General features: G+C 70.0%; 21 protein-coding genes and 1 pseudogene. 7 read left to right on the top strand and 15 right to left on the bottom strand.

All coding sequences use genetic code 11. From position 1 onward, the window contains the following. Positions 1-18 precede the first annotated feature (18 nt). From EXE50_RS03460 to EXE50_RS03445, 4 genes are all read right to left on the bottom strand, one after another. Positions 19-645, bottom strand: coding sequence for a DJ-1/PfpI family protein (locus tag EXE50_RS03460; RefSeq protein WP_137704381.1), 627 nt, complete (start codon positions 643-645; stop codon positions 19-21). 91 nt (positions 646-736) lie between these two features. After that, positions 737-1,426 carry an SCO family protein gene (locus tag EXE50_RS03455; RefSeq protein WP_053772608.1) on the bottom strand — a complete coding sequence of 230 codons (690 nt, stop codon included), beginning with the start codon at positions 1,424-1,426 and terminating at the stop codon, positions 737-739. A 105-nt stretch (positions 1,427-1,531) separates the two neighbouring features. Next, the gene (locus tag EXE50_RS03450) at positions 1,532-2,389 is read right to left on the bottom strand and encodes a sulfite exporter TauE/SafE family protein (RefSeq protein WP_053772607.1); all 858 of its coding nucleotides are present in this window, start codon (positions 2,387-2,389) and stop codon (positions 1,532-1,534) included. A 98-nt stretch (positions 2,390-2,487) separates the two neighbouring features. Further along, positions 2,488-3,000 (bottom strand): helix-turn-helix domain-containing protein, encoded by a 513-nt coding sequence (locus EXE50_RS03445; protein ID WP_053772606.1) that lies wholly within the window; start codon positions 2,998-3,000, stop codon positions 2,488-2,490. Positions 3,001-3,111: 111 nt separating this feature from the next. Here EXE50_RS03445 and EXE50_RS03440 point away from each other — a divergent pair, with 111 nt between their 5' ends. Then, positions 3,112-3,465, top strand: a complete 354-nt coding sequence (locus EXE50_RS03440) for a hypothetical protein (protein ID WP_053772605.1) — start codon at positions 3,112-3,114, stop codon at positions 3,463-3,465. Between the two features lie 14 nt (positions 3,466-3,479). Here the strand turns inward: EXE50_RS03440 and EXE50_RS03435 are convergent, their stop codons facing one another. The 3 genes from EXE50_RS03435 to EXE50_RS03425 are packed head-to-tail and all read right to left on the bottom strand — an operon-like array spanning position 3,480 to position 7,152. Next, positions 3,480-4,343, bottom strand: a complete 864-nt coding sequence (locus EXE50_RS03435) for a copper ABC transporter permease (protein ID WP_137704380.1) — start codon at positions 4,341-4,343, stop codon at positions 3,480-3,482. Beyond that, on the bottom strand, positions 4,340-5,137 hold the full coding sequence (locus EXE50_RS03430) for an ABC transporter ATP-binding protein (protein ID WP_137704379.1): 798 nt from the start codon (positions 5,135-5,137) through the stop codon (positions 4,340-4,342). Before EXE50_RS03430 ends, EXE50_RS03435 begins: the two co-directional genes overlap by 4 nt. Further along, complete coding sequence (locus tag EXE50_RS03425; protein WP_137704378.1) at positions 5,134-7,152, bottom strand: NosD domain-containing protein; 2,019 nt, start codon at positions 7,150-7,152, stop codon at positions 5,134-5,136. The genes EXE50_RS03430 and EXE50_RS03425 overlap by 4 nt, the downstream gene beginning before the upstream one ends. Before the next feature lie 104 nt (positions 7,153-7,256). Here EXE50_RS03425 and EXE50_RS03420 point away from each other — a divergent pair, with 104 nt between their 5' ends. Further along, positions 7,257-7,850, top strand: a complete 594-nt coding sequence (locus tag EXE50_RS03420; protein WP_137704377.1) for a nitrous oxide reductase accessory protein NosL — start codon at positions 7,257-7,259, stop codon at positions 7,848-7,850. Positions 7,851-7,878: 28 nt separating this feature from the next. Here the strand turns inward: EXE50_RS03420 and EXE50_RS03415 are convergent, their stop codons facing one another. Next, positions 7,879-9,129: a hypothetical protein gene (locus tag EXE50_RS03415; protein WP_137704376.1), complete on the bottom strand. Its 1,251-nt coding sequence runs from the start codon at positions 9,127-9,129 to the stop codon at positions 7,879-7,881. 275 nt (positions 9,130-9,404) lie between these two features. Here EXE50_RS03415 and EXE50_RS03410 point away from each other — a divergent pair, with 275 nt between their 5' ends. The 3 genes and pseudogenes from EXE50_RS03410 (at position 9,405) to EXE50_RS03400 (ending at position 11,800) form a co-directional block, all read left to right on the top strand. Beyond that, the gene (locus EXE50_RS03410) at positions 9,405-10,091 is read left to right on the top strand and encodes a hypothetical protein (RefSeq protein ID WP_137704375.1); all 687 of its coding nucleotides are present in this window, start codon (positions 9,405-9,407) and stop codon (positions 10,089-10,091) included. Between the two features lie 133 nt (positions 10,092-10,224). Continuing rightward, positions 10,225-10,797, top strand: a pseudogene (locus tag EXE50_RS03405) (hypothetical protein). After that, entirely contained in the window at positions 10,787-11,800 is a 1,014-nt protein-coding gene (locus tag EXE50_RS03400; RefSeq protein WP_137704374.1) for a hypothetical protein, read from the top strand. Before EXE50_RS03405 ends, EXE50_RS03400 begins: the two are co-directional and overlap by 11 nt. A gap of 14 nt (positions 11,801-11,814) precedes the next feature. Here EXE50_RS03400 and EXE50_RS03395 read toward each other — a convergent pair whose 3' ends face one another. Next, a complete protein-coding gene (locus tag EXE50_RS03395; protein ID WP_137704373.1) occupies positions 11,815-12,963 on the bottom strand; it encodes a signal peptidase I in 1,149 nt (382 codons plus the stop codon). 70 nt (positions 12,964-13,033) lie between these two features. Next, positions 13,034-16,264 carry a carbamoyl-phosphate synthase large subunit gene (gene carB, locus EXE50_RS03390; RefSeq protein WP_137704372.1) on the bottom strand — a complete coding sequence of 1,077 codons (3,231 nt, stop codon included), beginning with the start codon at positions 16,262-16,264 and terminating at the stop codon, positions 13,034-13,036. 158 nt (positions 16,265-16,422) lie between these two features. On the opposite strand from carB, the gene EXE50_RS03385 reads away from it, so the two are divergent. Further along, complete coding sequence (locus EXE50_RS03385) at positions 16,423-17,460, top strand: S66 peptidase family protein (RefSeq protein ID WP_137704371.1); 1,038 nt, start codon at positions 16,423-16,425, stop codon at positions 17,458-17,460. 30 nt (positions 17,461-17,490) lie between these two features. On the opposite strand, the gene EXE50_RS03380 is transcribed toward EXE50_RS03385, so the two are convergent. The 4 genes from EXE50_RS03380 to EXE50_RS03365 all read right to left on the bottom strand — a co-directional run bounded on the left by EXE50_RS03380 (position 17,491) and on the right by EXE50_RS03365 (position 21,346). Then, entirely contained in the window at positions 17,491-17,706 is a 216-nt protein-coding gene (locus tag EXE50_RS03380) for a hypothetical protein (RefSeq protein ID WP_053772599.1), read from the bottom strand. A gap of 162 nt (positions 17,707-17,868) precedes the next feature. Continuing rightward, on the bottom strand, positions 17,869-18,402 hold the full coding sequence (locus EXE50_RS03375; RefSeq protein ID WP_053772598.1) for a DUF5815 family protein: 534 nt from the start codon (positions 18,400-18,402) through the stop codon (positions 17,869-17,871). Positions 18,403-18,579: 177 nt separating this feature from the next. After that, positions 18,580-20,802: a CDC48 family AAA ATPase gene (locus EXE50_RS03370; RefSeq protein ID WP_121600617.1), complete on the bottom strand. Its 2,223-nt coding sequence runs from the start codon at positions 20,800-20,802 to the stop codon at positions 18,580-18,582. Between the two features lie 241 nt (positions 20,803-21,043). After that, the gene (locus tag EXE50_RS03365; RefSeq protein ID WP_053772596.1) at positions 21,044-21,346 is read right to left on the bottom strand and encodes a hypothetical protein; all 303 of its coding nucleotides are present in this window, start codon (positions 21,344-21,346) and stop codon (positions 21,044-21,046) included. A 192-nt stretch (positions 21,347-21,538) separates the two neighbouring features. Here EXE50_RS03365 and larC point away from each other — a divergent pair, with 192 nt between their 5' ends. After that, positions 21,539-22,924: a nickel pincer cofactor biosynthesis protein LarC gene (gene larC, locus EXE50_RS03360; RefSeq protein ID WP_137704370.1), complete on the top strand. Its 1,386-nt coding sequence runs from the start codon at positions 21,539-21,541 to the stop codon at positions 22,922-22,924. Positions 22,925-22,951: 27 nt separating this feature from the next. Here larC and EXE50_RS03355 read toward each other — a convergent pair whose 3' ends face one another. Next, positions 22,952-23,284 carry a hypothetical protein gene (locus tag EXE50_RS03355; protein WP_053772594.1) on the bottom strand — a complete coding sequence of 111 codons (333 nt, stop codon included), beginning with the start codon at positions 23,282-23,284 and terminating at the stop codon, positions 22,952-22,954. Between the last annotated feature and the right edge of the window lie 129 nt (positions 23,285-23,413).

Here is a 23,413-nt window from a genome sequence, read left to right as displayed (position 1 = left end):
GCCCTCGCGCGGTCCGACCTACTGGGCGACCTCGTACCGCCGCTCGTACTCGATGACGGTCGCCACTCGGTCGGCGACCGCGGCGCCGAACTCGCGCTCGACGACGTACAGCGCCAGGTCGATTCCGGAGGTGACGCCGCCCGCTGAGAGCAGGTCGCCGTCGTCGACGACGCGGGCGTCGACGACCTCGGCGCCCGACTCGCGGAGCTCCTCGACCGCCGACGCGTGCGTCACGGCCCGGCGGCCGTCGGTGACGCCCGCCTCCGCGAGCAGCATCGAGCCCGTACACACCGAGGCGATCCGGGTGCCGGCCGCGTGGTGGCCGGCGAGCGCGCGCGGCGCGTCGCCCTTCTGCGCCTCCGCCCAGGCGCTCGCGTCCTCGTCGCGCGCGCTCCAGCCGCCCCCGGGGACGACGAGCAGGTCGGGCGCGTCGGCCGACTCGGGGTCGGGAAGGACTCCGTCCACGCCCACGCGGGTCCCGTGGCTCGCGGTCACCGTCTCGCGCTCGGCGAGCGTGACGTACCTGACGCGGCCGGCGCGCTCGCCGTCCGCGGCGGCGTAGCCGAGCGCGTAGTCGAACACCTCGTACGGCCCGATGCCGTCGAGTTCGTCGAACCCGTCGTACAGCAGCACGTCGACGTTCATACCGCTCCGGAGGGCGGCGGACGGTTTGTGCGTTCCCCCTCCGGGAGAGCGAGGTCCCGGCCGCGCGTCGGTCTGAGCCTTCGACGGGGCGTCACTCGTCGTCGAACGCGGCGACGACGCGCTCCATGTCTCCCGCGACGCGCTCCGGGTCGATCCGCTCGCCGCGGTAGGCCCGTTCGACCACGCCGTCGGGGTTGACGAGCAGGGTCACGACGATGTGGGTGAAGTCGTAGCCCGGGAGGCGGTCGCTCTCCGTCGTCCGCTCGAAGCCGATCCCCAGTCGGTCCTCGACCACCGCCTTCGCGCGAGCCGGCGTCTCCGGCCGCAGGTAGATCCAGTTGCCCGCCTCGAGGTCGGCGCCGATCGACTCGGCGTTGTCGCGGAGCGCCGCCGCGTCGTCGCGCTCCGGATCGAACGTGATCGGGATAAAGTACGTGTCGTCGGTCAGCCCCGCCGCCGCGACGCGGCGCTGTACCGTCGCCCACTGGCGGAGGAGGATCGAACACTCCGCGGGACAGAACGTGAACACGCCGGTCACGAGGGCGGTCCGGTCGAGCTCGTCGCTGTCGAACGTCTCGTCCGCGAGGGGAGCCGGCAGCTCGAACGACGGGAGCGGCTGGCCGTACGCGGGATACGCGAGGTCCTCGCTGTCCGCGAGCTGGTCCGACTGCGGATCGAGCACGACGTCGTCCGGGCTTCCACCGAACAGGCGCGACGTACAGCCCGCGACGGAGCCGGCGGCGGCCGTTCCGACGCCGGCGAGCAGCGTTCGTCGCTTCATACCCGAGCGAAGGGGCGAGCGGCGCATAACGCGTCTGGTGCGATCGACGAACGCGAGCGACCCGGGTCACGCGGGAGCGAGCGCGCGGCGAGTCGGTCGCCCGAGTCAAAACGGGGTGTAGTACGGGATCGGCGGGTGCGGCAGCGGCACGCCGAGCGTCGCGAGCCCGTGCTGGAGCGGGACGTATCCGAGGGCTACGAAGGCGACGCCGAGCACCCGGTGGATCCGCAGCCGCGTTTCGAGACGCATCGACCCGAACACCGTACCGAAAAGCAGCAGCGACGGCACGGTGCCGAGGCCGAGGGCGCCGAGCGCGACCGTTCCCCCGAGCGCGCTCCCCTGAACGAACGCGTAGAGGAAGGCCGGGTACAGGAGCGGGCACGGGAGAAAGCCGTGCGCCGCCCCCAGACCGACGATCCGCCAGTCTCCGACCCACGCGTCGACGCGGGCGACGATCCGGTCGCTCACCGCGCTCGCCGCCCGGTCGAACCCCGGTATCGGGACGGACTCCAGCCGGAGGCGGAGCGCGTAGCGCGCGCCGACGGCGATGATCACTCCGCCGACGAAGATGCCGGTGAGCGCGTGGACATCGTCGGCGACGCCGGTGACCGTCCGCCCCGTGACGAACGCGAGGCTGCCGGCGAGACCGAAGGCCCCGCCGAGGGTCGCGTAGCTCGCCGTGCGTCCGAGGTTGAAGAGCGCGTGCTGGCGCACCTGGCGGAGGGTGAGGTCGTCGTCTCGCCCGCGACCGCCGCCGGCCTGCCCGGACCGCATCCGATCGGCGTAGGTGGTGACGAGCGGGCCACACATGCCGAGACAGTGCGCGCCGCCGAGCAGTCCGACGAGCAGGAAGACGCCGAGGCCGAGCGACTCGGTCGCGTACAGGGAGCCGCTCGGCTCACAGGTCGCCGTTCCGACGGCGTCGACGAGTCGAAGCGCCCCGGTATCGATGAGGACGTCCATACCGGATCAACGACCGCCGGGTCGCTAACCGATCTGGTGTGATCGGCGAACGGGCGCGAGCCCGGCTCACACCGATCCCCTCGCGCGGCGCTCACCCGTCACCCCTCGGCGTCGAGGAGCGAGTCGACCGTGCGGACGAAGCGGTCGACGAGCCGGTCGGGCAGCGACGGCGACACCTCGTCGAGGAGCGCGGCCGTCCGGTCCGGACGCGCCAGCGCGACGGTCATCGGCCGGTCGGGGGACTTCTCGACGATCCCGTGGTCCGCGAGCGTCGAGACGTGCCACGACACCGTGCTCTTCGCGAGGTCGAGGTCACCGGCGAGCGCCGCCGGCCGGGTTGGGCCGTCGGCGTGGAGCCTGACGACGATCTCGCGGGCCGTCTCCCGCCTGAGAAACGCGAGCGTCCGCCGGTCCCACGGGTCGACCGCCGGATCGAAGTAGTGCGCGCGCCCGCCGATGCGTTCGACCGCGAGCTCGCCGTCCCGGACGAGCCGGCGGAGGTGGTACTGCGCCTGTCCGGTCGCGATGTCGAGCTCGCGGCCGATCCGGTTGAAGTGGACGCCGGGGGCGTCGCGGACGTGGCGTCGGATCCTGTCTCTGGTGTCCGCCATTTTCGGGGGATCGACCTACCCCCGCTCGGAATAAAAGGCGCCCGTGCGGTCTCTCGCTCTGGGAACGGCGGCGGGGCACGTCTTCTTGTCGGTCGGCTCCCAAGGGCCGGTGTGACGCAGTCGCTCTCGGGGTCGGTGTCGGCGCTCGCCGGATGGTCCGTGGAGGGGTCGCTGCCGATCCTGGCGGTCGTGGTCGCCGCCGGACTCGGGACGAGTCTCCTCTTCGCCGTCAGCCTCGCCGCCTACCGACGCCGCCGGCAGGCGCAGTACCGACTGATCTCCCTCGCCGTCGGCGCGCTCCTGGCTCGGTCGGTGGTCGGCGTCGGGACCGTTCTGGGAGCCGTGCCGATGCCGGTCCACCACCTCCTCGCGCACAGCCTGGACTTCCTCATCGCCGCGACCGTCCTCTATGCGGTGTACGCCCACGCGCCCGGCGCGGTCGGCGACGACGCCGCCTCGGACTGAGCCGAGCGACGCGCCTACCGGCCGACGCTCCCGCGGAGGCGTTCGACCGCGACGCCGACGCGGGGCCCGAACGCGACGGCGGCGACGGAGACGACGGTCCCGCCGACGGTCCACCCGACGAGCGATGCCACCGCCCGCCCGGTCTGGACGAACCCGCCCTCCGGCGCGAAGGCGACGCCGATCACGTGTTCGAAGACGAGTCCTCGGAACGCACCGTTCGGGGAGAGCGCGACCGACCCGGCGATCCCGCCCGGCGACGCCCCGGCCGACAGCGATCGAAGCACCGCGAGGTCGCCGGCGAGAACGCCGCCGAGCAGCGCGAGGAGGGCGAGCGCGACCGCGCTCCGCCGGCTCGTCGCGACCGTCGACACCGCCGCCGAGAGCGCGAGGTACGCCGCGCCGAACGGCACGACGAGCGCGATGAAGCGGACGAAAAGCACCGGCGAGTCGACACCGGCGTGCGTCGCGAAGATGCCCGTGTCCGGCGCGGCGGTGAGCCACACGTAGGTGCCGACGAGCGCGAACGGGCCGCCCACGAGCGCGACGAGCGCGACCGTCCGGGCGAGCAGCACCCCGAGGACGTACCCGGTCGCGCTCACCGGATACGTCCGGATCACGCTGAGCTCCCCGCTCGCGGCGTCGGCGAACAGCGAGCGGTACCCGAGCACGACCGCCAGCAGCGGCACAAGCACCTCGGCGGGCAACAGCAGGTCGACGACCGCGGGCACGAACCCGGTCGCGCCGCCGCCCCCGACCGCGACGAGGCCGGCGAGGACGACAAGCAGCCCGGCAGCGAGAACGGCGTACCCGGGCGTCCGGCGCACCGTGACCAGCTCGCGCCGGAAGACGACCCACACGCCGCCGAACGGAGAATTCACCGGTCGGACACCCCCGTGACGTGGACCGACTCGGCGTCGGCTCCGCCGCTCTCTCCGCCCTCCTCCGCCCCGCCGCCCGCGGGCGACGACGCCCCGTCGGTGCCGGCCGCGACCGCGTGGTACAGCGCCGCGACGTCGTCGACCCCCCGCTCGTCGAGGAGGCGCTCGCGGCGCCCGGCCGCGGCGACCCGGCCGCGGCGGAGGACGACGACCGCGTCGGCGTGGGCGTCGACGAGGTCGAGGTCGTGCGAGCTGACGACGACGGCGGCGTCGTCGCCCGCCCGCGCCGCCGCGCGGAACGCCCGCTCTCGCATCTCCGGGTCGAGCCCGCTCGTCGGCTCGTCGAGGACGACGACGTCCGGGTCGCCGAGCCTCGCCTGTGCGATCCCGAGCAACCGCCGCATCCCGCCGGAGAGGTCCGCGACCCGCTTCCCGGCCGCGTCCGAGAGCCCGACCGCCGCCAGCGCCGCGTCGGGGTCGCCGCCAGCGAGCGCCGCGTAGAACCCGAGGGTCTCTCGGGCGGTGAACCCGTCTCGGAACGGTACCCGCTGCGGGAGGTAGCCGACGCGCTTCTCCGACCCCGAGCGCGGACCGCCCTCGGGGTACCGGACCGTCCCCGCGGTGGGTTCGACCGCGCCGCTCAGGACCCCGAGCAGCGTCGACTTGCCGGAGCCGTTGGGACCGATGACGGCGGTGACGCCCGTCCCGACCGACAGTGAGACCTCGTCGAGCACCGCGACGCCGCTGTAGGTGCGCGTGACGCCGTCAAGCGCCGCGAGCGTACGGTCGCTCATTCGGCCCCCTCCGCGGTCGCCGTGGCGTTCCCGTCCGCTCCGGCGGCGGAGCGCCACGACGACTCGACCGGGTCGCCGTCCGACTCCGCGACGGCGGCGAGCCGGTCGGGGTGATACGGTTCGGCCGCGGGCGCCGGATCGATGATGCTCCCCGAGCGCGCCCCGGGCACGGTCCCGCGGAGCGCGTCGAGCAGCCGCGCGGCGGGGGACTCACGCACCGTTACCGCGCTCACCGTCCGGTGGAGCGCCCCGTCGACCGGCGACGTCGGGCGGTACGCCCGTTCGCCAGGACCGCGCGGTCCGACGTTCGCGCCCTCCCAGTAGTTCCCCCGGCCGCCGTCGGCCCACACGCGCAGCGCGCCGGCCCCGGCCGCCGCGTGGTCCGCGTTGCCGACGAAGTCGTTGGCGACGACCCGGCTGGAGGGGACGACCGTCGTCGCCCGCGCCCCGAGCTCGTTGCCGACGACGACGTTGTGCTCGTACAGCGACCCGCGGGCGCTCGTGGAGAAGCCGAGCTCGTTGTCGACGAGCGTGTTGTAGCCGACGTACGTCCGCGTTCCCGACGCCTGGATCCCCGCGCTGGAGTCGCGGACGTCGTTGCCGACGATCGCGTTCCCGGCCGGCCGCGTCATCACGGTCACCCCGGCGAACACCTCGTTTCGGAAGACGTTGTCCGCGACCAGCGCGTCCCCGGTGTACATGAGGTGCGTCCCGTACCGGTTGTCGACGAACGTCGAGTTCCGAACGACGGAGCCGTCGGCGCGGTGGAGGTAGATCCCGTCTCGCCCGCCCTCGAACCGGCTGTCCGTGACGGTGACGCGCGACTCCATCCCTGTGATGCCCATGAACCCCGCCTGCCACTCGTCGGTCCCGTGGACGACGAGCCCGCTCGCGGTCGCGTGAGAACCCGATCGCAGCAGGAGCCCGCTCGCGTTCGTGTCCACGACCACCTCGTCGACGACGAGGCCCGGCGCGCCGACGGCCTTCACTCCGGCGTCGCCGTGGCCGTAGCCGAGCTGGATGTTCGTGTCCCACGTACCGCCCTCCGGGTCGCGGGACTGACGGGCGGCTTCCGGGTCCCGGGTCCGATTCCCCGTTCCCGCGATTCGCAGCCCCGTGAGCGCCACGTCGGCCGCGCGGACGGTGACCACCGAGCCGGTGCCGTTGCCGACGATCCGGGTCGCGGCCGCGTCGCCCCGCCCGGCGCCCGCGCCGGCGATCGTCACGGACCGGTTCACGGTCACCGTCTCCTCGTAGGTCCCGGGCGGGACGCGGACTGTCGTGTTCGGCGGCGCCGCCGCGACCGCCGCGGAGACGGTGGGGGCGTCCTCGCCGACGACGACGGAGACCGGTCGGTCCGCGCGCCGTTCCGCGGCCGCGAGCCGCTGGTTCGCCGTCCGCCAGCGGTCCGCGGCGAGCGACCGCACGGTCGCCGCGGAGTCGACGTCGTACGACCGGGTCCGGACCGCCTCCCACCCGACGACCGACCCGCCGTGGTCGTCGGCGAACGCCGCCGCCGCCTCGCGGCCGCGGAACGGGACGACGACTTCGCCCGACGGCGTCTCGGCGTCGCTGCCGACGACGTAGAACGCCTCGTCGACCGGCGTCCACCCACCTGCCCCGCCCGCCGCGAAGAGTCCGGACTCGGTCGTGCCCGGGTCTCGGTGATCGAACGTCTCCACGTACGCGACGAGCGGGTAGCCGAACTGTCGCTCGGTCCGCCCGTCTCCGCGCGAGTCGACGAACGAGGCGATCCCGTTGTAGCCGACGACGTACTGGAGCTGCGAGTAGAACACCTGGACGCGCGGGAGCGTCGCATCGCCCGCCATCAGGGCGTCCGTCTCCGAGGAGAGCCCCAACTCGACCGCGTCCTCGAACCGCACCGGCTCGGGGACTGACTCGCTCGGGTCCGCGGCGAACGCGCCCGCGGTGCCCACGGCCGCGAGGGCGACGAGCGCGACGGCCGCGAGACGGAGGCGACGCGACCGGCCCGAGTCGGTGTCGAATACTGCCACGCGTTCGGTTCGATCGCCAGTGGCTTATGGCGTTTGGTTCGTTCCTCGAACGCGCCGCTGAACGCGTCCAGAGGGGCTAAGAGGCCAGTACCCCAACTACGACCATGACGAAACGCGACCCATCGACTCCCACGCCCGCCAGCTCGAAGAGCGTCCCGCGGCGCCGAGTGCTCGCCGGAATCGCCGCCGCAGGGATCGGTTCCGTCGCCGGTTGCGCCGGCGGTGGGTCGAACTCGATCGCCCCGGTCTCCATCGACGACGACCAGGCATGCGACCAGTGCGGCATGATCGTCGCGGACCACCCGGGAACGGTCGGGCAGGTCCACTTCGAGGACGACGAACCGGAGGGTGGTCGCCCGGCGCAGTTCTGTAGCGCCACCTGTACGTACACCTACCGCTTCGACGCCGAAGACTCCGGGCGCACGCCGCTCGCGACGTTTCTCACCGACTACTCCGCGGTCGAGCAGGAGGTGTTCGAGGAGGGCGGCGACACGATGTTCTCCTCGCACGTCGACAGCGAGGCGTTCGCCCGCGAGACGGCCCTCACCGTCGTCGCGCGCAGCGAGGTGATCGGCGCGATGGGACCCGACCTGATCCCGTTCAGCGAGGAGGGCGACGTCGAGTCGTTCGTCGCCGAGTACGGCGGCGAGGCGATGCCCGCGACCGAGGTGGACCGCGCGACGCTGGAGGCGCTCTGAGGACGACCCGACCGAGCGCACGCCGAACTCAGATTCTCGGGAACTCGCGCGCCCCGGACAGCCCGCCGACTATCGCCGAGAACCCCAACGTCGCGATCAACTGCGTGATGCCGGTAATCCCGGCGCCGGAGAGCGCGCCCGCCACTAGCACGGTGAGCGCCATCACGGCCAGCATGACCACCGCCTCGCGGGCGAGGATGCTCCGGAGGCGTGCCCTGCGCTCCGACTGTTCGGTCTTCAACGCCGGTACCACGCCCCTGATTCGCGTTTGTACAAGGTAGTTCGAGAGCCCGGCGAGGAAGCCCGCGAACAGGGACCACCCGGCGGGTAGCAGTTCGAACTGACCGCCGGCCGGCTCGGCGGTCGGACCGGACTCCGCCGAGTCGGAGACATCGTCGGCGGTACCGTCCGCCTCGCCGTCGTCAGTCCCGTCGCCGGCGTCGGAGTCGTCGTCTGCCTCGTCGGAGTCGTCGTCGCCTCCGTCCGCGTCGCCGTCGGTGCTGTCGCCGTCACCGCCCGTTCCGCTGTCGCCACCGTCGGTCCCGCTGCCACTACCGCTAGTGCCGTCGTCGCCGGTGCCATCGTCGGCGGTGTCGTCGTCGCCGCCGTCACTCCCGGCCCCACTATCATCGATTCCGGCGCCGTCGCCACCGCTGCCACTCCCGGTCCCACCGTCGTTGCCGCCGGTGCCGTCGTCGCCGCCAGTCCCGTCGCCGTCACCGCTATCGCTCGGTCCGCCGTCGCTACCGCCGCCCCCGGCACCGCCGCCGGTGCCCCCGTCACCACCGCCGGTGTCGCCACCCGGACCGGATCCGGCGTCGTCTTCGGGGACGTCGACGGTGAAGCGGACGCTCTCGGTGTAGCTTCCGACCGACGGGGGGATCGTCGCACCGAGCGTAACGGACGCATTCGGATCGAGCGTTATCTCCCCGCCGGTGACTCGCTCGCCGGTGTCCATCCGGTACAACGTCACGCCGTCGGCGTCGGTGTCGATCTCGATCGTCGCGGCGGAGTCGTTGCTCTCGTAGCCGGCGAACCCGACGAGAAACAGGTTGTCGACGCTCGTCCGCGCGTCCGGCGGGACCGAGCCGAAGCGAATCCGCAGCTCGCCGGCGTCGTCGTACGCCACGTATCGGTCGGCGTTCTCGCTGTCGGCGGGCGACAGGTAGACCCCCGAGTCGGTCGCGACCTCGTCTCCGTCGGTGAAGGAGCCGGTGGTCGCGACGCCGCCGCCGAGCAACACGACGACCACCGCGAGTACGATGAGAGCGCGGCTCATGTTCCCACCGCGTTCGCCGTCCGGGTCGGGTCCCGCCGCGCGACGACAGGGCCGAGGCTACTCGGCGTCGTCGCTGTCGTCGGCGCGGCCCGTTCGCTCACGCACGCCGGTACGTCGCTGAGCCTGTTAGTAGTGAACTGCGTTAGCCGTTTCAGCGTAATGTTGACTCGGCTAACCGGGGGCGTTAGCGCCGTTCGCCGGCTTCAATGACTGCCTGAACCCGGCTAACGCGGCCTAATAGTAAGTGGGTACCTAGCCAAGGGGTGAACGTTACAATGAAGCTGAACCGCAGAAGCGTGTTGGGGGCTATCGGGATGATCGGCGTCGGGACCGGCGCGGCGTTCGGGTCGGGAGCGTTCACGACTGTCGAAGCGCAGCGCGAAGTCGAGGTCAACGTTCTGGGCGGCGACAACGGGATCAGCAGACTGAATCCGAACGGTGACGAGGACGCCGGCAACCTTCCCGACGCCATCCAGGAACAGGAGAACGAACTCGCCGACAACATCACCGGTAACTTCGCCGATGTTCTCGTCGACACTTCCTCGGATAACATCGCCGTGAAAGACGGTAATGGCACCTTCTACGACGGCGAGGAGCTGTTCCCCGTCGGTTCTGATACATATACCAACGTCGACGAGAACTATGTGAGCCTCGTCGCGAACGACGTGACGATCGTTTTCGGACCGGACGGAAACAAACTGCCCAGCAACGCGATCCTCACACAGAACGATCTGTTCGCGCTCGTGAGCGACGGGAACTTCGATGTCGCGTTCAGCTCTGAAAACGCGACCAACGCGAGGCTCATTACGAATATCGGCGGCGAAGCTGTGGAAGATACGGGAACGACGCCGACGGCTACCGGGACCGTTAACGGCGGAACGACCCTGCTTGACACGACGGTCGACACCGGTGAGACGGCGACCGAGACAGAGGATCTCACCATCGAAATAACAGAAAACTGATTTTTTAGGGTGGGGCCAGGTGACAGTCGCCATGGGCTCTCCACAAAGTATTTATTCGTGTCATTGCTATATCAGATATGATTACGTCCGCTGCTTCTAGTTCCCTGATAGAGATTCCTGTGCCGAGAGAGAAATGAGCACGGAGGGGATTAGCGTGGGATCCGCAAGCGGTCGACCACTGTCGCGAAACGACATCTACGAGGTACTGAGCAACCCCCGACGGCGTTACGCCCTTCACGCGATCAAGATCAAGGACGGCGCCACGGAGCTCTCCGACGTCGCCGAGCAGGTCGCGGCGTGGGAGAACGACAAATCGGTCTCCGAGATCACGTCCAAGGAGCGGCACCTCGCGTACAGCTCGATACAGCAGAACCACATCCCGAAGCTGGAGCGCACGGGCATCATCACGCACGACAGCGGGACCATCGAGCTGACCGAAGAGGCGCGCGACCTCGACGTGTACGTCGACGTCGTGCCCGGGGACTCGATCCCGTGGGCCGAGTACTACCTCGGCCTCGGTGCGGTGTCGCTCGGCCTCGTCGCCGCCGTCTAGGCCGGCGTCTTTCCGGAGTCGGTGCCGAGCCTCGCGTGGGCCGGCATCATCGCGGTGTTGTTCACGGCTTCGGCGGCGTTCCACGTCTACCAGAACCGGGGGATGAACCTCGGTAGCGACGGGAAACCGCCGGAACTCAGAGATGGGCGATAACAAGAAGTGGACGCGACGCGCCGCCGTCGGCTCGCTCGTGAGCGGCGGCGGACTCATGCTGTTCGGTACCGGCGGGTCGACGCAGATCACCTCGGATCGAGACGTCGAGGTCAACGCGGGTAACGGCGAGGACGCCGTGTTACAGTTCGTCGATGTCTCTGGTAATGCGGGCGTCGTTCGGTCCGGAAGTCTGTCGGAGGTGTACAAAATAAAAGACAATATCGTTACGTTCGAACCGGCCGACATTGCGGTCAGTGCTCGCGCCGTCGGCGGTGAAAGGCTCGATGCGAAGGTTACCGCCGACGGCAACACGTTCGACGTAGCGGTGAGCTGTTCCGACGACGCGAGCGGGCTCAGGGGATCGTACACGATCGCACTGGAATTCACCGCGTCGAACCCGGAGTTCACTATCACCGCGACGCGCACGATCGGACCCGTCGAGATCGACTGCTACGACTTCGGTAGTTCGAACAACTACCGTGACAGCGGCGATGAGGGAACCGCGGCGCAGCCGGACGATCCGAAGGGGACAATCGAGAACCCCGGGAACGTAAACGACGGAAACGACGACACGTACGCGACGGCTGTTGCGGTGTGTAACTCGAATTCGAGTGGAAACAGCGGGAACAACGGAAACGGGAAGGGCGATGGTAGAAACGGAAACGGTGGAGACGGCAGGGGCGGACGCGTTGGTTACGCGTTACCTCCGGCCCAGCAGAACGGAGCATACGAACTCTACGTGAAGTACAAGAACAGCAACGGTAGCTGGAACGTTTACCTTCGGGACATCGACGGGAACGACCTGACCGGGAAGTACAAACTGACCGGGGGAGGACAGAAAGTGCGGTCGGAGACGATCGAGTTCAGTCAGTCAGAGAACTCGGCTATCAGCAAGAACGTCGACAACCTCTATCTCATCTTCGAGACGACGTCGAACGGGAACTGCGTCTCGGTCGACATCGACTACTTCGAACTCCGACGGAAAGACACGAACTCGAATTAGGTACCTTCTCGCAATCACTTGAACAGCCGCCGCAGTTGAACGCTCAGCGACGCACCGCGCCTCGGCTCTCGGACGCGCCCCGACCCCGAGCCGACGAGCGCCCCCAGCAGCGTTACGACGCTCCCGAGGACGAGCAAGTTGAACGCGCCGACCGCGACGGCCGGGTGGATGGAGTGGAGCCGGAGGATGAGGGAGGGCGGAACCACGAGGAAGTACCGGTGTTCCGAGACCGCGACCGTCGCGCGCTCGCCGGGCTCCGGTGCGGTCGTCGACAGCGTCGCCGTCACCGACTCTCCCCGCGGAACGGCCAGCTGAGTCCGGTCGAACTCGCTCTCCGGATGGGCCGTTTCGAGCACGACGAGCATCGTGATGAGCCCGTTGTTCTCTGCGATGAACTCGTTCTCGACCTCGTCGCCCGGGAGCGTCCCGGCCGGGAGGTCGTCGCCGTCGACGGTCACGTGATGCGTCCCGCTGGGAGCGATCATCGCCGCGTTGGCCGGAACGAGGATCAACAGCGCCACGAGGAGTACGACCCAGCGAGCGTCGAGCCCATCGTCTCCTCGGGATCGGTCTCGGCTCCGAATCCGTCGGCCGGCCTTCCTGAGGTCGTCGGCGAGGATGAACAGGAGCAGCGCCAGACCGACGGCGATGAAGAGCCCGCTGAGCCCGCGCCCGTCCGGCGACCAGTCGAGACCGACCGCTCCGGCCGCCCCGGCCGCGACGCCCCCGGCCGCGTCTCGGACGCCGGTGATCGCGGTCCCAAGCCCCGGAATTCGGACGACCTCACCGTTCACCTGGAGCGCCGTCGCGACGATCCGATCCTCGGTCACCGGAGGTTCGTCGCCGTCTTGGTCCCGGAAGGGGTTGTTGTCTCCCTTCGTGAGATAGCCGTCCGGCGTCGATCCGACGACGCGGTGGGTCGTCGTCCCGCCTCCGTCGAGTTCGATCGCTTCGAAGACGACGACATCCCCCTCCTCGACGGGTCCCGACACCGCTGCCGGCACGGCGACGAACCCGTCGCCGGCCTCAAGCGTCGGCGCCATGCTTCCGGAGGTAACGTACCCGAGAAGGACCGGCTGTCCGGCGAGCTGGCCGGCCACGACCGCGACAACGACGAGCACGGACACGACGGTGATGGCATCTCTCACCGTCTCCCGTGTCATGACCGTACTGACGACGTGTCGGGACTTAAAATGTCGAATACGGACCGGTCACGTGCGGGAGTACCCGCGACTACTCCGCGGCGCCCCAGTCCTCGACGCGCTTCGGGCGGTCCGAGACCGCCATCACGTCGAGGTCGTCGCCTGCGTGATCGAGGGCTTCGAGCGCCGCCTTCGCGGAGGCGTGCGTCGAGAAGTAGGTGATCTCCTCCTCGACGGCGACCTCCAGCAGGTCGCGCTGGCGCGAGACGATGAGGTCGAGGTCGCCGCGCTTGGCGGCCTCGATCAGGTCCGTCGCCCCGCTCAGCTCGAAGTGCTCGGCGTAGCCCGCGACGAGCGCCTCGCCCGCCTCGGTGTCCGGGTCCGGGAACTCCTCGGCCGAGAGGTCGACGACGGCGGTGCCGGACTCCGGGATCGGCTTCCCGGTGGCGTCCTGCGCCTTGTCGTACGCCTTGCCGAAGGAGGTCGCGGTGCCCATCACCTCGCCGGTGGACTTCATCTCCGGCCCGAGCCGCGGGTCCGAGCCCGGCAGGCGGTCGAAGGGCAGGACGACCTCCTTCACCGAGCGGTGTGCGGGGATCTGCTCGTCGGCGTCGAGGTCGGCGAGCGTCAGGTCGTCGGTCATCACCTTCGCCGCCAGCTTCGCGATGGGGACGCCCGTCGCCTTCGAGACGAACGGGACGGTGCGCGAAGAGCGGGGGTTCGCCTCCAACACGTACACCTCGCTGTCCGCCTCGGGGTCGTCGACGCCGGTCACGGCGAGCTGGACGTTGAGCAGGCCGACCGTGTCGAGCGCGCGGGCGATGTCCTCGGTGACCTCGCGGACCCGACCGAGCGTCTCGTCGCCGAGCGAGCGCGGCGGGATCATGCACGCGGAGTCGCCCGAGTGGACGCCCGCGCTCTCGACGTGCTCCATCACGCCGCCGAGCAGCACGTCCTCGCCGTCCGCGACGGCGTCGACGTCCAGCTCGACCGCGTCGTCGAGGAACTGGTCGACTAAGATCGGCTTGTCCGGCGAGACGCGGACCGCCTCCTCGATGTATTCCTCCAGCTCGGCGTCGTCCTCGACGACACGCATCGCGCGGCCGCCCAGCACGTAGGAGGGGCGCACGAGGACCGGGTAGCCGATCTCGTGGGCGAGTTCGAGCGCCTCCGCCTCGCTCGTCGCGGTGCCGCCCTCTGGCTGGGCGATCCCCAGCTCGTCCATCAGGACGTTGAACCGGTCGCGGTCCTCGGCGAGGTCCATGGCCTCGACGCTCGTGCCCATGATTTCGCAGTCGAGCCCGCGGCGGTCGATCTCCGCCTCGAGGGGTTCGCCCACGTTGACGGAGGTCTGCCCGCCGAACTGGACCATCACGCCGTCGGCGCCGGTCGTCTCGATCACGTCGGCGACCTCCTCGGCGGAGATGGGCTCGAAGAACAGCCCGTCGGAGGTGTCGTAGTCGGTCGAGACCGTCTCGGGGTTGTTGTTGATCACGTGCGCGTCGATGCCCAGCTCGCGGAGCGCGCGCACCGCGTGGACCGCGCAGTAGTCGAACTCGACGCCCTGCCCGATGCGGATCGGCCCGCCGCCGACGACCACGACGCTCTCGACGTCGGGGTCGACGCGGACCTCGTTCGCCGCGCCCGCGGTGTCGGCGCCCCGGAGGAACTCCGGTAGGCGCGCGGAGTAGTAGTACGGGGTGGAGGCCTCGAACTCGCCCGCGCAGGTGTCGACCTGCTTGTAGGTGCGGTCGGGGACGGCGCTCTCGACTTGCCCCACGTCGGCGTCGACGCCGCCGGCGGTCGCGGTCGCCGCGATCTCGGCGTCGGTGCGGCCGACCATCGCGGCCTCGGTGAAGTCGCCCTCGGCGGCCGCGGCGGTGCCCTCGGCGATGTTCTCGAAGCGCTCGACGTACCAGCGGTGGATGCCAGTCAGGTCGATGACCTCGTCGACCGAGTACCCGCGGTCGAACGCCTCGAACATCGCGTACGGGCGGTCCGGGCTCGGCCGTTCGAGATACTCCGACTCCAGCTCGCCGTCGTCGACCGCGTCGAAGTCGACGGCGGGGTCGTACTCCGAGGAGCGGAGCGCCTTCACCATGCTCTCCTCGAAGGTGCGGCCGATCGACATCGCCTCGCCGGTGGACTTCATCGCGGTGCCGAGCTCGAAGTCCACGTCGTCGAACTTGTCGATGGGCCACCGCGGCACCTTCGTCACCACGTAGTCGATGGCGGGCTCGAAGGCCGCCGTCGTCTCGCCGGTGATCTCGTTGTCGATCTCGTGGAGCCGCTTGCCCAGTGCGACCTTCGCCGTGACGCGGGCGATCGGGTACCCGGTCGCCTTCGACGCGAGCGCGGAGGAGCGCGAGACGCGGGGGTTCACCTCGACGACGCGGTACTCGCCGCCGGGGGTGCCGTCGTCGTGCCACGCGAACTGGATGTTACAGCCGCCCTGGATCCCTAAGTCGCGGATCACTTCGAGCGCCGCGTCCCGCATCTCCTGGTGACCGTCGTCGGGGATCACCTGCGACGGCGTGACGACCGTCGACTCGCCGGTGTGGATCCCCATCGGGTCGATGTTCTCCATGTTACAGATGATGATACAGGAGTCGTCGGCGTCCCGCATCACCTCGTACTCTAACTCGACCCAGCCCGCGATGGACTCCGTGATCAGCACCTCGCTGTTGCGCGAGAGCCGCAGCCCCTTCCGGACGCGCTCGACCAGCTCCTCGAACTCGTCGACGACGCCGGAGCCGGAGCCGCCGAGGGTGTAGGTCGTCCGCGCGATGACTGGGAGGCCGCCCACCGCGTCGACCGCCTCCCGGACGCGCTCGCGGAAGGCCGCCTCGTCGAAGTCGGTGACCGACTCGTCGTCGTCCAAGGAGATGGTGGTCGACTTCGGGACCGGCTGTCCGAGGCCCTCCATCCGCTGGCGGAACAGGTCGCGGTCCTCCGTCGCGTAGATGGTGTCCAGCGGCGTCCCCATCACCTCGACGCCGTGTTCCTCCAAGATCCCCTCCTCCGCGAGTTCGGCGGTGACGTTGAGCCCGGTCTGCCCGCCGAGCCCCGCGATGACGCCGTCCGGCTCCTCGATGCGGATGACCTCCGCGATGGCCTCGGGCGTGATCGGCTCGATGTACACCCGGTCGGCCGTCTCGGGGTCGGTCATGATGGTGGCGGGGTTCGAGTTCACCAAGACGACGCGGGCGCCCTCCTCTTGGAGCGCGCGACACGCCTGGGCGCCCGAGTAGTCGAACTCGGCCGCCTGTCCGATCTGAATCGGTCCGCTGCCGATAAGGAGAATCGTCCGGTCCTCGCTCATTACGCGGACCGAATACGCTCATCGTAATAAGGCCGACGATAGAATACGAATCTCGCAGCGAGTTTGCGATTTTCGCAAGGTACGTCAGACCATGGCGCACGAAACAGCGTAACACGCCTCCCGACGATTTATCAAGGCACCGGACGCAGCCCGCCAACATGGTGTTTACGACGCCGCCGTCGCTCGGCGACGACCAGGCGCTCGCGATCGTGGCGCCCTCGCGGCCGGCTGACGCGGCGACGCTCCGGATCGGTCGCGATCGACTCGCCGCGCTTGGCGTCGAGACGCGGGTCTATCCGACGGCGGACCCCGACCGCGACGAACCGGCGTCGCCCGGAGCGCGCGCGGCCGACATCGAGGACGCCTTCGCGGACCCGGAGGTCGGCGCCGTGATGGCGTACACCGGCGGCGACGATCAGATCCGAGTCTTACGACACCTCGACGGCGACGCCCTCGCGGCGAACCCGACCCGCTTTTTCGGCTACAGCGACAACGACAACCTCCGGCTGTTCCTCTGGAACCGCGGGATCGTCAGCTACGGGCTCGGGGTTCACCCGGACCTCGTCTGCGACGCCGAACTCCACCCGTACACCGAGCGGTACCTCCGACGCGCGCTGTTCGAAGACTCGCTCGGCGCCGTCGACCCCGCCGACGAGTGGACGGACGAGTGGTTCGACTTCGAGACGGGCGAGCCGCGCGAGTGGCGCGAGAACCCTGGTCCGACGACGTGGGTCGGGCCGGACGCCGACCCCGAGGAGGCGGTCCGTGGCCGAACCTGGGGCGGCTCCTTCGCGATCGTGAAGTGGCACCTGCAGACGGACCGGTTCCTCCCGGACCCCGAGCGGCTCGACGGGGCCGTCCTCGCGCTGGAGACCTCAGAGGACGCCCCGCCGCCGCGCGAGGTCGGGTACACGCTCTGCGCGATGGGCGAACGCGGATTGTTGGAGCGGTTCGGCGGCGTCGTTTTCGGGCGCCCGCGGACCAACGCGCCGCCGCTGGAGTGGGACCCGGACCCCGAGGAGTACCCCGCCGACATACGGCGCGTCGCGACCCGAGAGCTCGAACGGTACGCGCCCGGCGTCGTCGCCGGCTTCGGCTACGACTTCGGCCACACGGACCCCTCGTTCCCGCTCCCGCTCGGTGCGGTCGCGACGCTCGACCCGACCGGCGGCACGCTCCGGTTCGGGCCGGAGTGAGCGCGTGTCCCTTGCCGCGGGGGCCTGCGCTCAGGTTTCGAGCCGGTACCGATAGGGCCGGTCCGCGATGACCTCGACCTCGCCGCGCTCGGCCCACCGTCCCAGCACGGTGGCGACGCGGTGGGGACTGTCGATCTCCTCGCACTCCCCCGCGAGCGCGAGGATCTCCCGCGCCGTCAGCGGCTCGTCGGCCTCGGCGAGCACGCTCCGGATCCGGTCGTACCGGTCGTATTCACCGGCGCTCATACGTCTTACGTACGGTCCCCGAATATATAGGGTTCAGTGAGACAGGAGTCGGACAACCGTCAGACAGGAGGGCTGAGAGCCCCGTTATCGGGAGTTTGAGTCGCCGATCGCGGCGAGACCGGACACGCCGGGGTGGGCGGCGGAGCCCGTCGTCGCCCGCGATCAGGCGTACGGGTCCTCGGCCTCGAGGTCGCGCTCGGCGCGGTACTGGTCGACGAACTCGCTCACGTCGAACTCGACCATCTCCCGCTCGAACGCCGAGAGCGCCTCGTCGTCGTCGGCGTGGCTCACGGCGTGTTCCATCAGTTCGACGACGAGCTCGACGACGATCTCGTGGAGCCGGCGGGAGTCGAACTCGGTGACCCAGACCATCGCGTACCCGACGTCGGCGTTCTCGCTGGCGTCGTGCGCGACGACCGCCTCGGGGAACTCCTCCAAGACGACGCCGAGCAGGTGCGGCGTGTCGAACTCGGGCATCTCCTCGCTGGTGGTGTCGATCGCCTCGCGGAGGACCTCGACGAGGAACTCCGGGAGGAACCGCTCGGGCGGGTGAACGTCCATCACGACCGCGTGCGTCTCGCCGCAGGCGCACTCGTACTCGCGCATCCCGAGGTCCAGTTCGCCGACGCCGACCGTCTCCCCGCAGGGTAGCTCCAGCGCGTTCTCGTCGCCGCCGGGGACGCGGGGCTGGGACATGCCTCCGCTTGGTCGCTGTCGAGGTTAAAAGGAGCGGAACGGGGCGATCGCTGCTCGACATCCACGCCGACGAGCACGCCGTCGGACATATCGGTCTCCGCTTCGATGCGGGAACGCAAAAACGGTCGATCGCGACGGGTCCGAGCGGGGCGATTTGCGGCTCCGCGACTCAGGCGCTCACTGGAAGCCGATCCGGCCGCCGGTGTCGCGGAGCGACTCGCCGCCGCCGCCCTTGAACTGCTCTCTGACGTCCTCGTAGTACGCGAGGATGTCGTCGTTGATGGTCGGGCGCACCGACTCCATCGCGCGCCGGAAGTGCTTCATCTCGACCTCCTCGGCGTCGTCGTCGTCGCGCAGCGCCTCGATCGCGGCCTCGCGGGCGATCCCCTCCAGGTCGGAGCCGACGTAGCCGTCGGTGATCTCCGCGACCTCGCGGAGACTCACGTCGGGCGCGAGCGGCGTGTTCCGGGTGTGGATGTCGAGGATCTGCTCGCGGCCCTCCCGGTCGGGCTGGCCGATCATCACGAGCCGGTCGAACCGGCCAGAGCGCAGCAGCGCGGGGTCGATCATGTCCGGCCGGTTCGTCGCGCCGATGACCATCACGTCGCCCATGTCTTCGAGGCCGTCGAGCTCCGTCAGGAGCTGGTTGACGACGCGCTCGGAGACGTTGTTCCCCATCTCCTGACCGCGCGAGGGCGCGAGGCTGTCCAGCTCGTCGAAGAAGATTATCGTCGGGCTCACCTGCCGGGCCTTCCGGAAGGTCTGTCTGATCGCCTTCTCCGACTCGCCGACCCACTTCGAGAGCAGCTGCGGCCCCCGCACCGAGATGAAGTTCGCGTTCGTCTCGTTGGCGACGGCCTTCGCCATCAGCGTCTTCCCGGTGCCGGGCGGGCCGTACAGTAGCACGCCCTTCGGGGCGTCGACGCCCATCCGGTCGAACTTCTCCGGCGAGGTGAGCGGCCACTCGACGGACTCTTGGACCTGCTGTTTGGCGTCTTCGAGCCCACCGACGTTGTCCCACGAGATCTTCGGGAGCTCGACGAGCACCTCCCGCATCGCCGACGGCTCCACCTCGTTGAGCGCGCCGGAGAAGTCGTCGCGCTTGACGATCATCCGGTCGATGAGGCTCGGGGGCACCTCCTCCTCGTCTAAGTCGATCTCGGGGAGGTATCGGCGCAGCGCCTTCATCGCGGCCTCCTTGGTGAGGCTCTCGATGTCGGCGCCGACGAAGCCGTGCGTCTCGTCGGCGAGGTGGTCTAAGCTCACGTCGTCCGACAGCGGCATGCCGCGGGTGTGGATCTGGAGGATCTCCTTGCGGCCCACCTCGTCGGGGACGCCGATCTCGATCTCGCGGTCGAACCGGCCCGGCCGGCGGAGCGCGGGGTCGACGCTGTCGACGCGGTTCGTCGCGCCGATGACGATCACCTGTCCGCGGGTCTCTAACCCGTCCATCATCGTCAGCAGCTGGGCGACGACGCGGCGCTCGACCTCGCCCGTCACGTCCTCGCGCTTCGGCGCGATGGAGTCCAGCTCGTCGATGAAGATGATCGAGGGCGACTCCTCCTTCGCGTCCTCGAAGATCTCGCGGAGCTGCTGTTCGGACTCGCCGTAGTACTTCGAGATGATCTCCGGCCCGGCGATCGAGAAGAACGACGCCGAGGTCTCGTTGGCGACGGCCTTCGCGAGCAGGGTCTTCCCGGTCCCCGGCGGCCCGTGGAGCAGGACGCCCTGCGGCGGCTCGATGCCGAGCTTCGAGAAGATCTGCGGGTGCTTCATCGGCAGCTCGACCATCTCGCGGACGCGCTGGATCTCGGACTGGAGGCCGCCGATGTCCTCGTAGGTGATTCCGCCCCCGGTCTTCTCGAACCCGGAGATCGGTTCCTCGCGAAGCTCGACCTCCGTGTCCTCGGTGATGAGACAGACGCCGTCGGGCTCCGTCTCGACCGCGATCAGCGGGATCGCCTGCCCGGGCGACCGCATGAACGGGTGGTTCGTCGACGACATCACGGGAACGATGTCGCGCTCGACGACCGGGCGCTTGAGGATCTGCCGTTTGACCATGCCGGCGGCGTCGGATCCGAACTGGACCGACGCCTCCTCCGGCGGGGCCAACACCAGCTTGTCGGCCTTTTCTGCCTCCGCCTTCCGGATAGTGACGCGCTCGCCGATGCCGACGTCCGCGTTCTGCCGCGTGAACCCGTCCACGCGCACGGTGTCGGTGTTCCAGTCCTGGCGGTCGGCGCGCCAGACCTTCGCGGCGGTCGTCTCCGCGCCCTCGATCTCGATGATGTCGCCGGGCGAGAGCTTCAGGTGGAGCAGGGTGTCGGGGTCGAGTCGGGCGATGCCGCGCCCCGAGTCGTTCGGGTACGCCTTCGCCACTTCGAGTTGGACTTCGTTCATGATTCCTCGCGGGGGATGGTCGTATCTGGATCCGGTCCGGGAATAAGCCTGTTGCCCGTGCCCGGCCCGCCGATTCCGCCGGTCCGATCGGCGGCCGCGATAGGCTGTGTGATCATATAGCACGATACGGAGTCCGGTCATAAAACCCCGTCGTAAGCGTGCGTTTTCGCCGTGGACTCGCGGCCGCTCTACCGGACGTTCGTTCGCCGTTCGCCGCGGCGTGTGCGTCGAAGCGACGCCGCTACCGCGGGCCGAGAACGACTTCGGGGGCGAAAACCGTGACCAAGAGCAGCCCTGTCAACAGGAGGACCGCAGCGACACGAACCCAGCCCGCCAACCGGCGACGCTCCGCCGGCAGGGACTCGGCGACCCCGGACAGCGCGAACCCGACCGCCATGACGAGCGCGTTGACCGAGGCGACGCCGCGGAGGACGCCGAAGTAGACGTAGATGCTCGCCATGAGGAGTGAGGAGGCGAACATCGCGTACGCGTTGAGTCCGCCGGACGGTTCGCTGAAGACGACCTCGCTGATTCCGGAGGGCACGGTACGAGCCGATCGCTCGGCGACGCGGATATGATTGGTGAAACGGAGAGTGTCCCGCCGGCGTTGCTCGCGGTCCCAGCCTGTGTGCGGACCCTCCGGCGACTACCGTCGGCTCGGACGTGTCACCGGCCGATAGGCTCGACGGAGCCGCCGATCCGGGGGTATTTGTCGGACAGTCGCCTCGGAGGAGCCATGCGAACGCTCGTCTTCGACGGTCGGACCGGCGCCGCCGGCGACATGATCTGCGCCGCGCTGATCGCGGCCGGCGCCGACCCCGCGGTCCTCGGCCCGGTGCGCGACGCGCTCCCGGTCCGGTACGCGGTCGGCGAGACGGAGAAGAACGGGATCCGCGCGACGACCGTCGACGTCCTCGTCGACGGCGACGACGCGGGAGACGCCGATTCGGATCGCGGCCACGCCCACGACAACGATCATAGTCACGGTCACGACCATAGCCCCGACAACGACCATAGTCACGACCACGGTCATGACCACGAGACGGACGCCTCCCGAGACGAGACGCACGCCGAGGGCGCCGGCGTCCACCGCTCCTACCGCGAGGTGGTCGACCTCGTCGAGTCGATGGGCCTCCCCGCCGCGGTCGAGTCGACCGCGCTCGACGCCTTCGAACTACTCGGGCGCGCGGAGGCGTCGGTCCACGGCACCGACCTCGACGAGACGCACTTCCACGAGGTGGGGGCGGACGACGCGATCGCCGACGTGGTCGGCGCGGCGCTGCTGTTAGCGGACCTCGACCCGGAGCGCGTGGTCACGACGCCGGTCGCCGCCGGCGGTGGGACGGTTGAGATGAGCCACGGCACGTACCCGGTGCCGGCCCCGGCGACGACAGAGATCGCGAGCCGGGCCGGCTTCCGGGTCGGCGGCGGGCCGATCGACCGCGAACTGCTCACGCCTACGGGCGCCGCGATCCTCGGGGCCGTCGCGGAGGGCGTCGACGCGGTCCCGGCCTTGACGGTCGAGCGCGCGGGCTACGGCGCCGGTGACGCCGACTTCGAGCGCCATCCGAACGTCCTCAGGGCGCTCGTCGGCGACGGGGGACGGGAGGAGAGCGAGACCGATCGGGAACGAACCGCGGGCGGCAGCCTCGTCCGCGACGACATTGTCGTCTTGGAGACCAACCTCGACGACGCCGCGCCGGAGGTCCTCGGCGGGCTTCAGGAGACGCTCGAACGGGCCGGCGCGCGGGACGTGACGATCGTTCCGACGACGATGAAGAAGTCCCGTCCGGGCCACCTCGTGAAGGTGATCTGTAAGCCGGCGGACGCCGAGGCGGTCGCGGAGCGACTCGCCCGTGAGACGGGGACGCTCGGCGTGCGCCAGTCCGGGGCGAGTCACCGCTGGATCGCGGAACGAGAGTTCGAGACGGCGACGCTCCGGGTCGACGGCGCCGACCACGAGGTCACCGTGAAGGTCGCCTCGACGACTGACGGGGAGGTCTACGACGTCAGCGGGGAGTACGACGACGCGGCCGCGGTCGCGGAGGCGACGAGCCTCCCGATCCGGGAGGTGCTCCGGCGAGCGGAGGCGGCGGTGCGGGAGCGGCTCGGCGACGAGTAGCGGGGCGCCGACGTCGCGACCGGCCCGTCAGTCGGGCGGGTCGACGCGCTCGACGCGCTCGGGGTCGACACCGAAGCCGTCGGCGAGGCGCTCCCGGACGCGGTCAGCGACGACCGACTCGCCCGTGCCGAACTCGGCCGCCGAGGCCGCCTCCTCGTCGACCGCGAGGGTGGCGACCGCCTCGACCGTGGTGTCGTTGAGGCCGGGGCGGAGGCCGGCGATATCCAGCTCCTCGACGCGGAGGCCGTCGATTCGCTCGATCTGTGCTCTGGCGCCGGCGACGAGGTCGCCGGTGGCCGCCTGCGAGACGCGGACGGTCACCGTGGCCTCGACCGACGGCGTGTGGATGGCTGCCGCCATACGCCCTCGCCGCGAGTCGAACGCGGCGCGGCCGGTCGGCGTCCCGGGTCGCGACCCCGGGACCGATCGGCCCGCGTCCTCGAACGCCGTCGGCGGCGCTCGCGAGGGTGACGGTCGTCCGACTCGACG

It is taken from the genome of Halorubrum sp. ARQ200, assembly GCF_005435115.1.
GTDB classification, from domain to species: domain Archaea; phylum Halobacteriota; class Halobacteria; order Halobacteriales; family Haloferacaceae; genus Halorubrum; species Halorubrum tropicale.
Note: the sequence above shows the minus strand (reverse complement) of the source record. Positions and strands in the feature narration are given on the sequence as shown.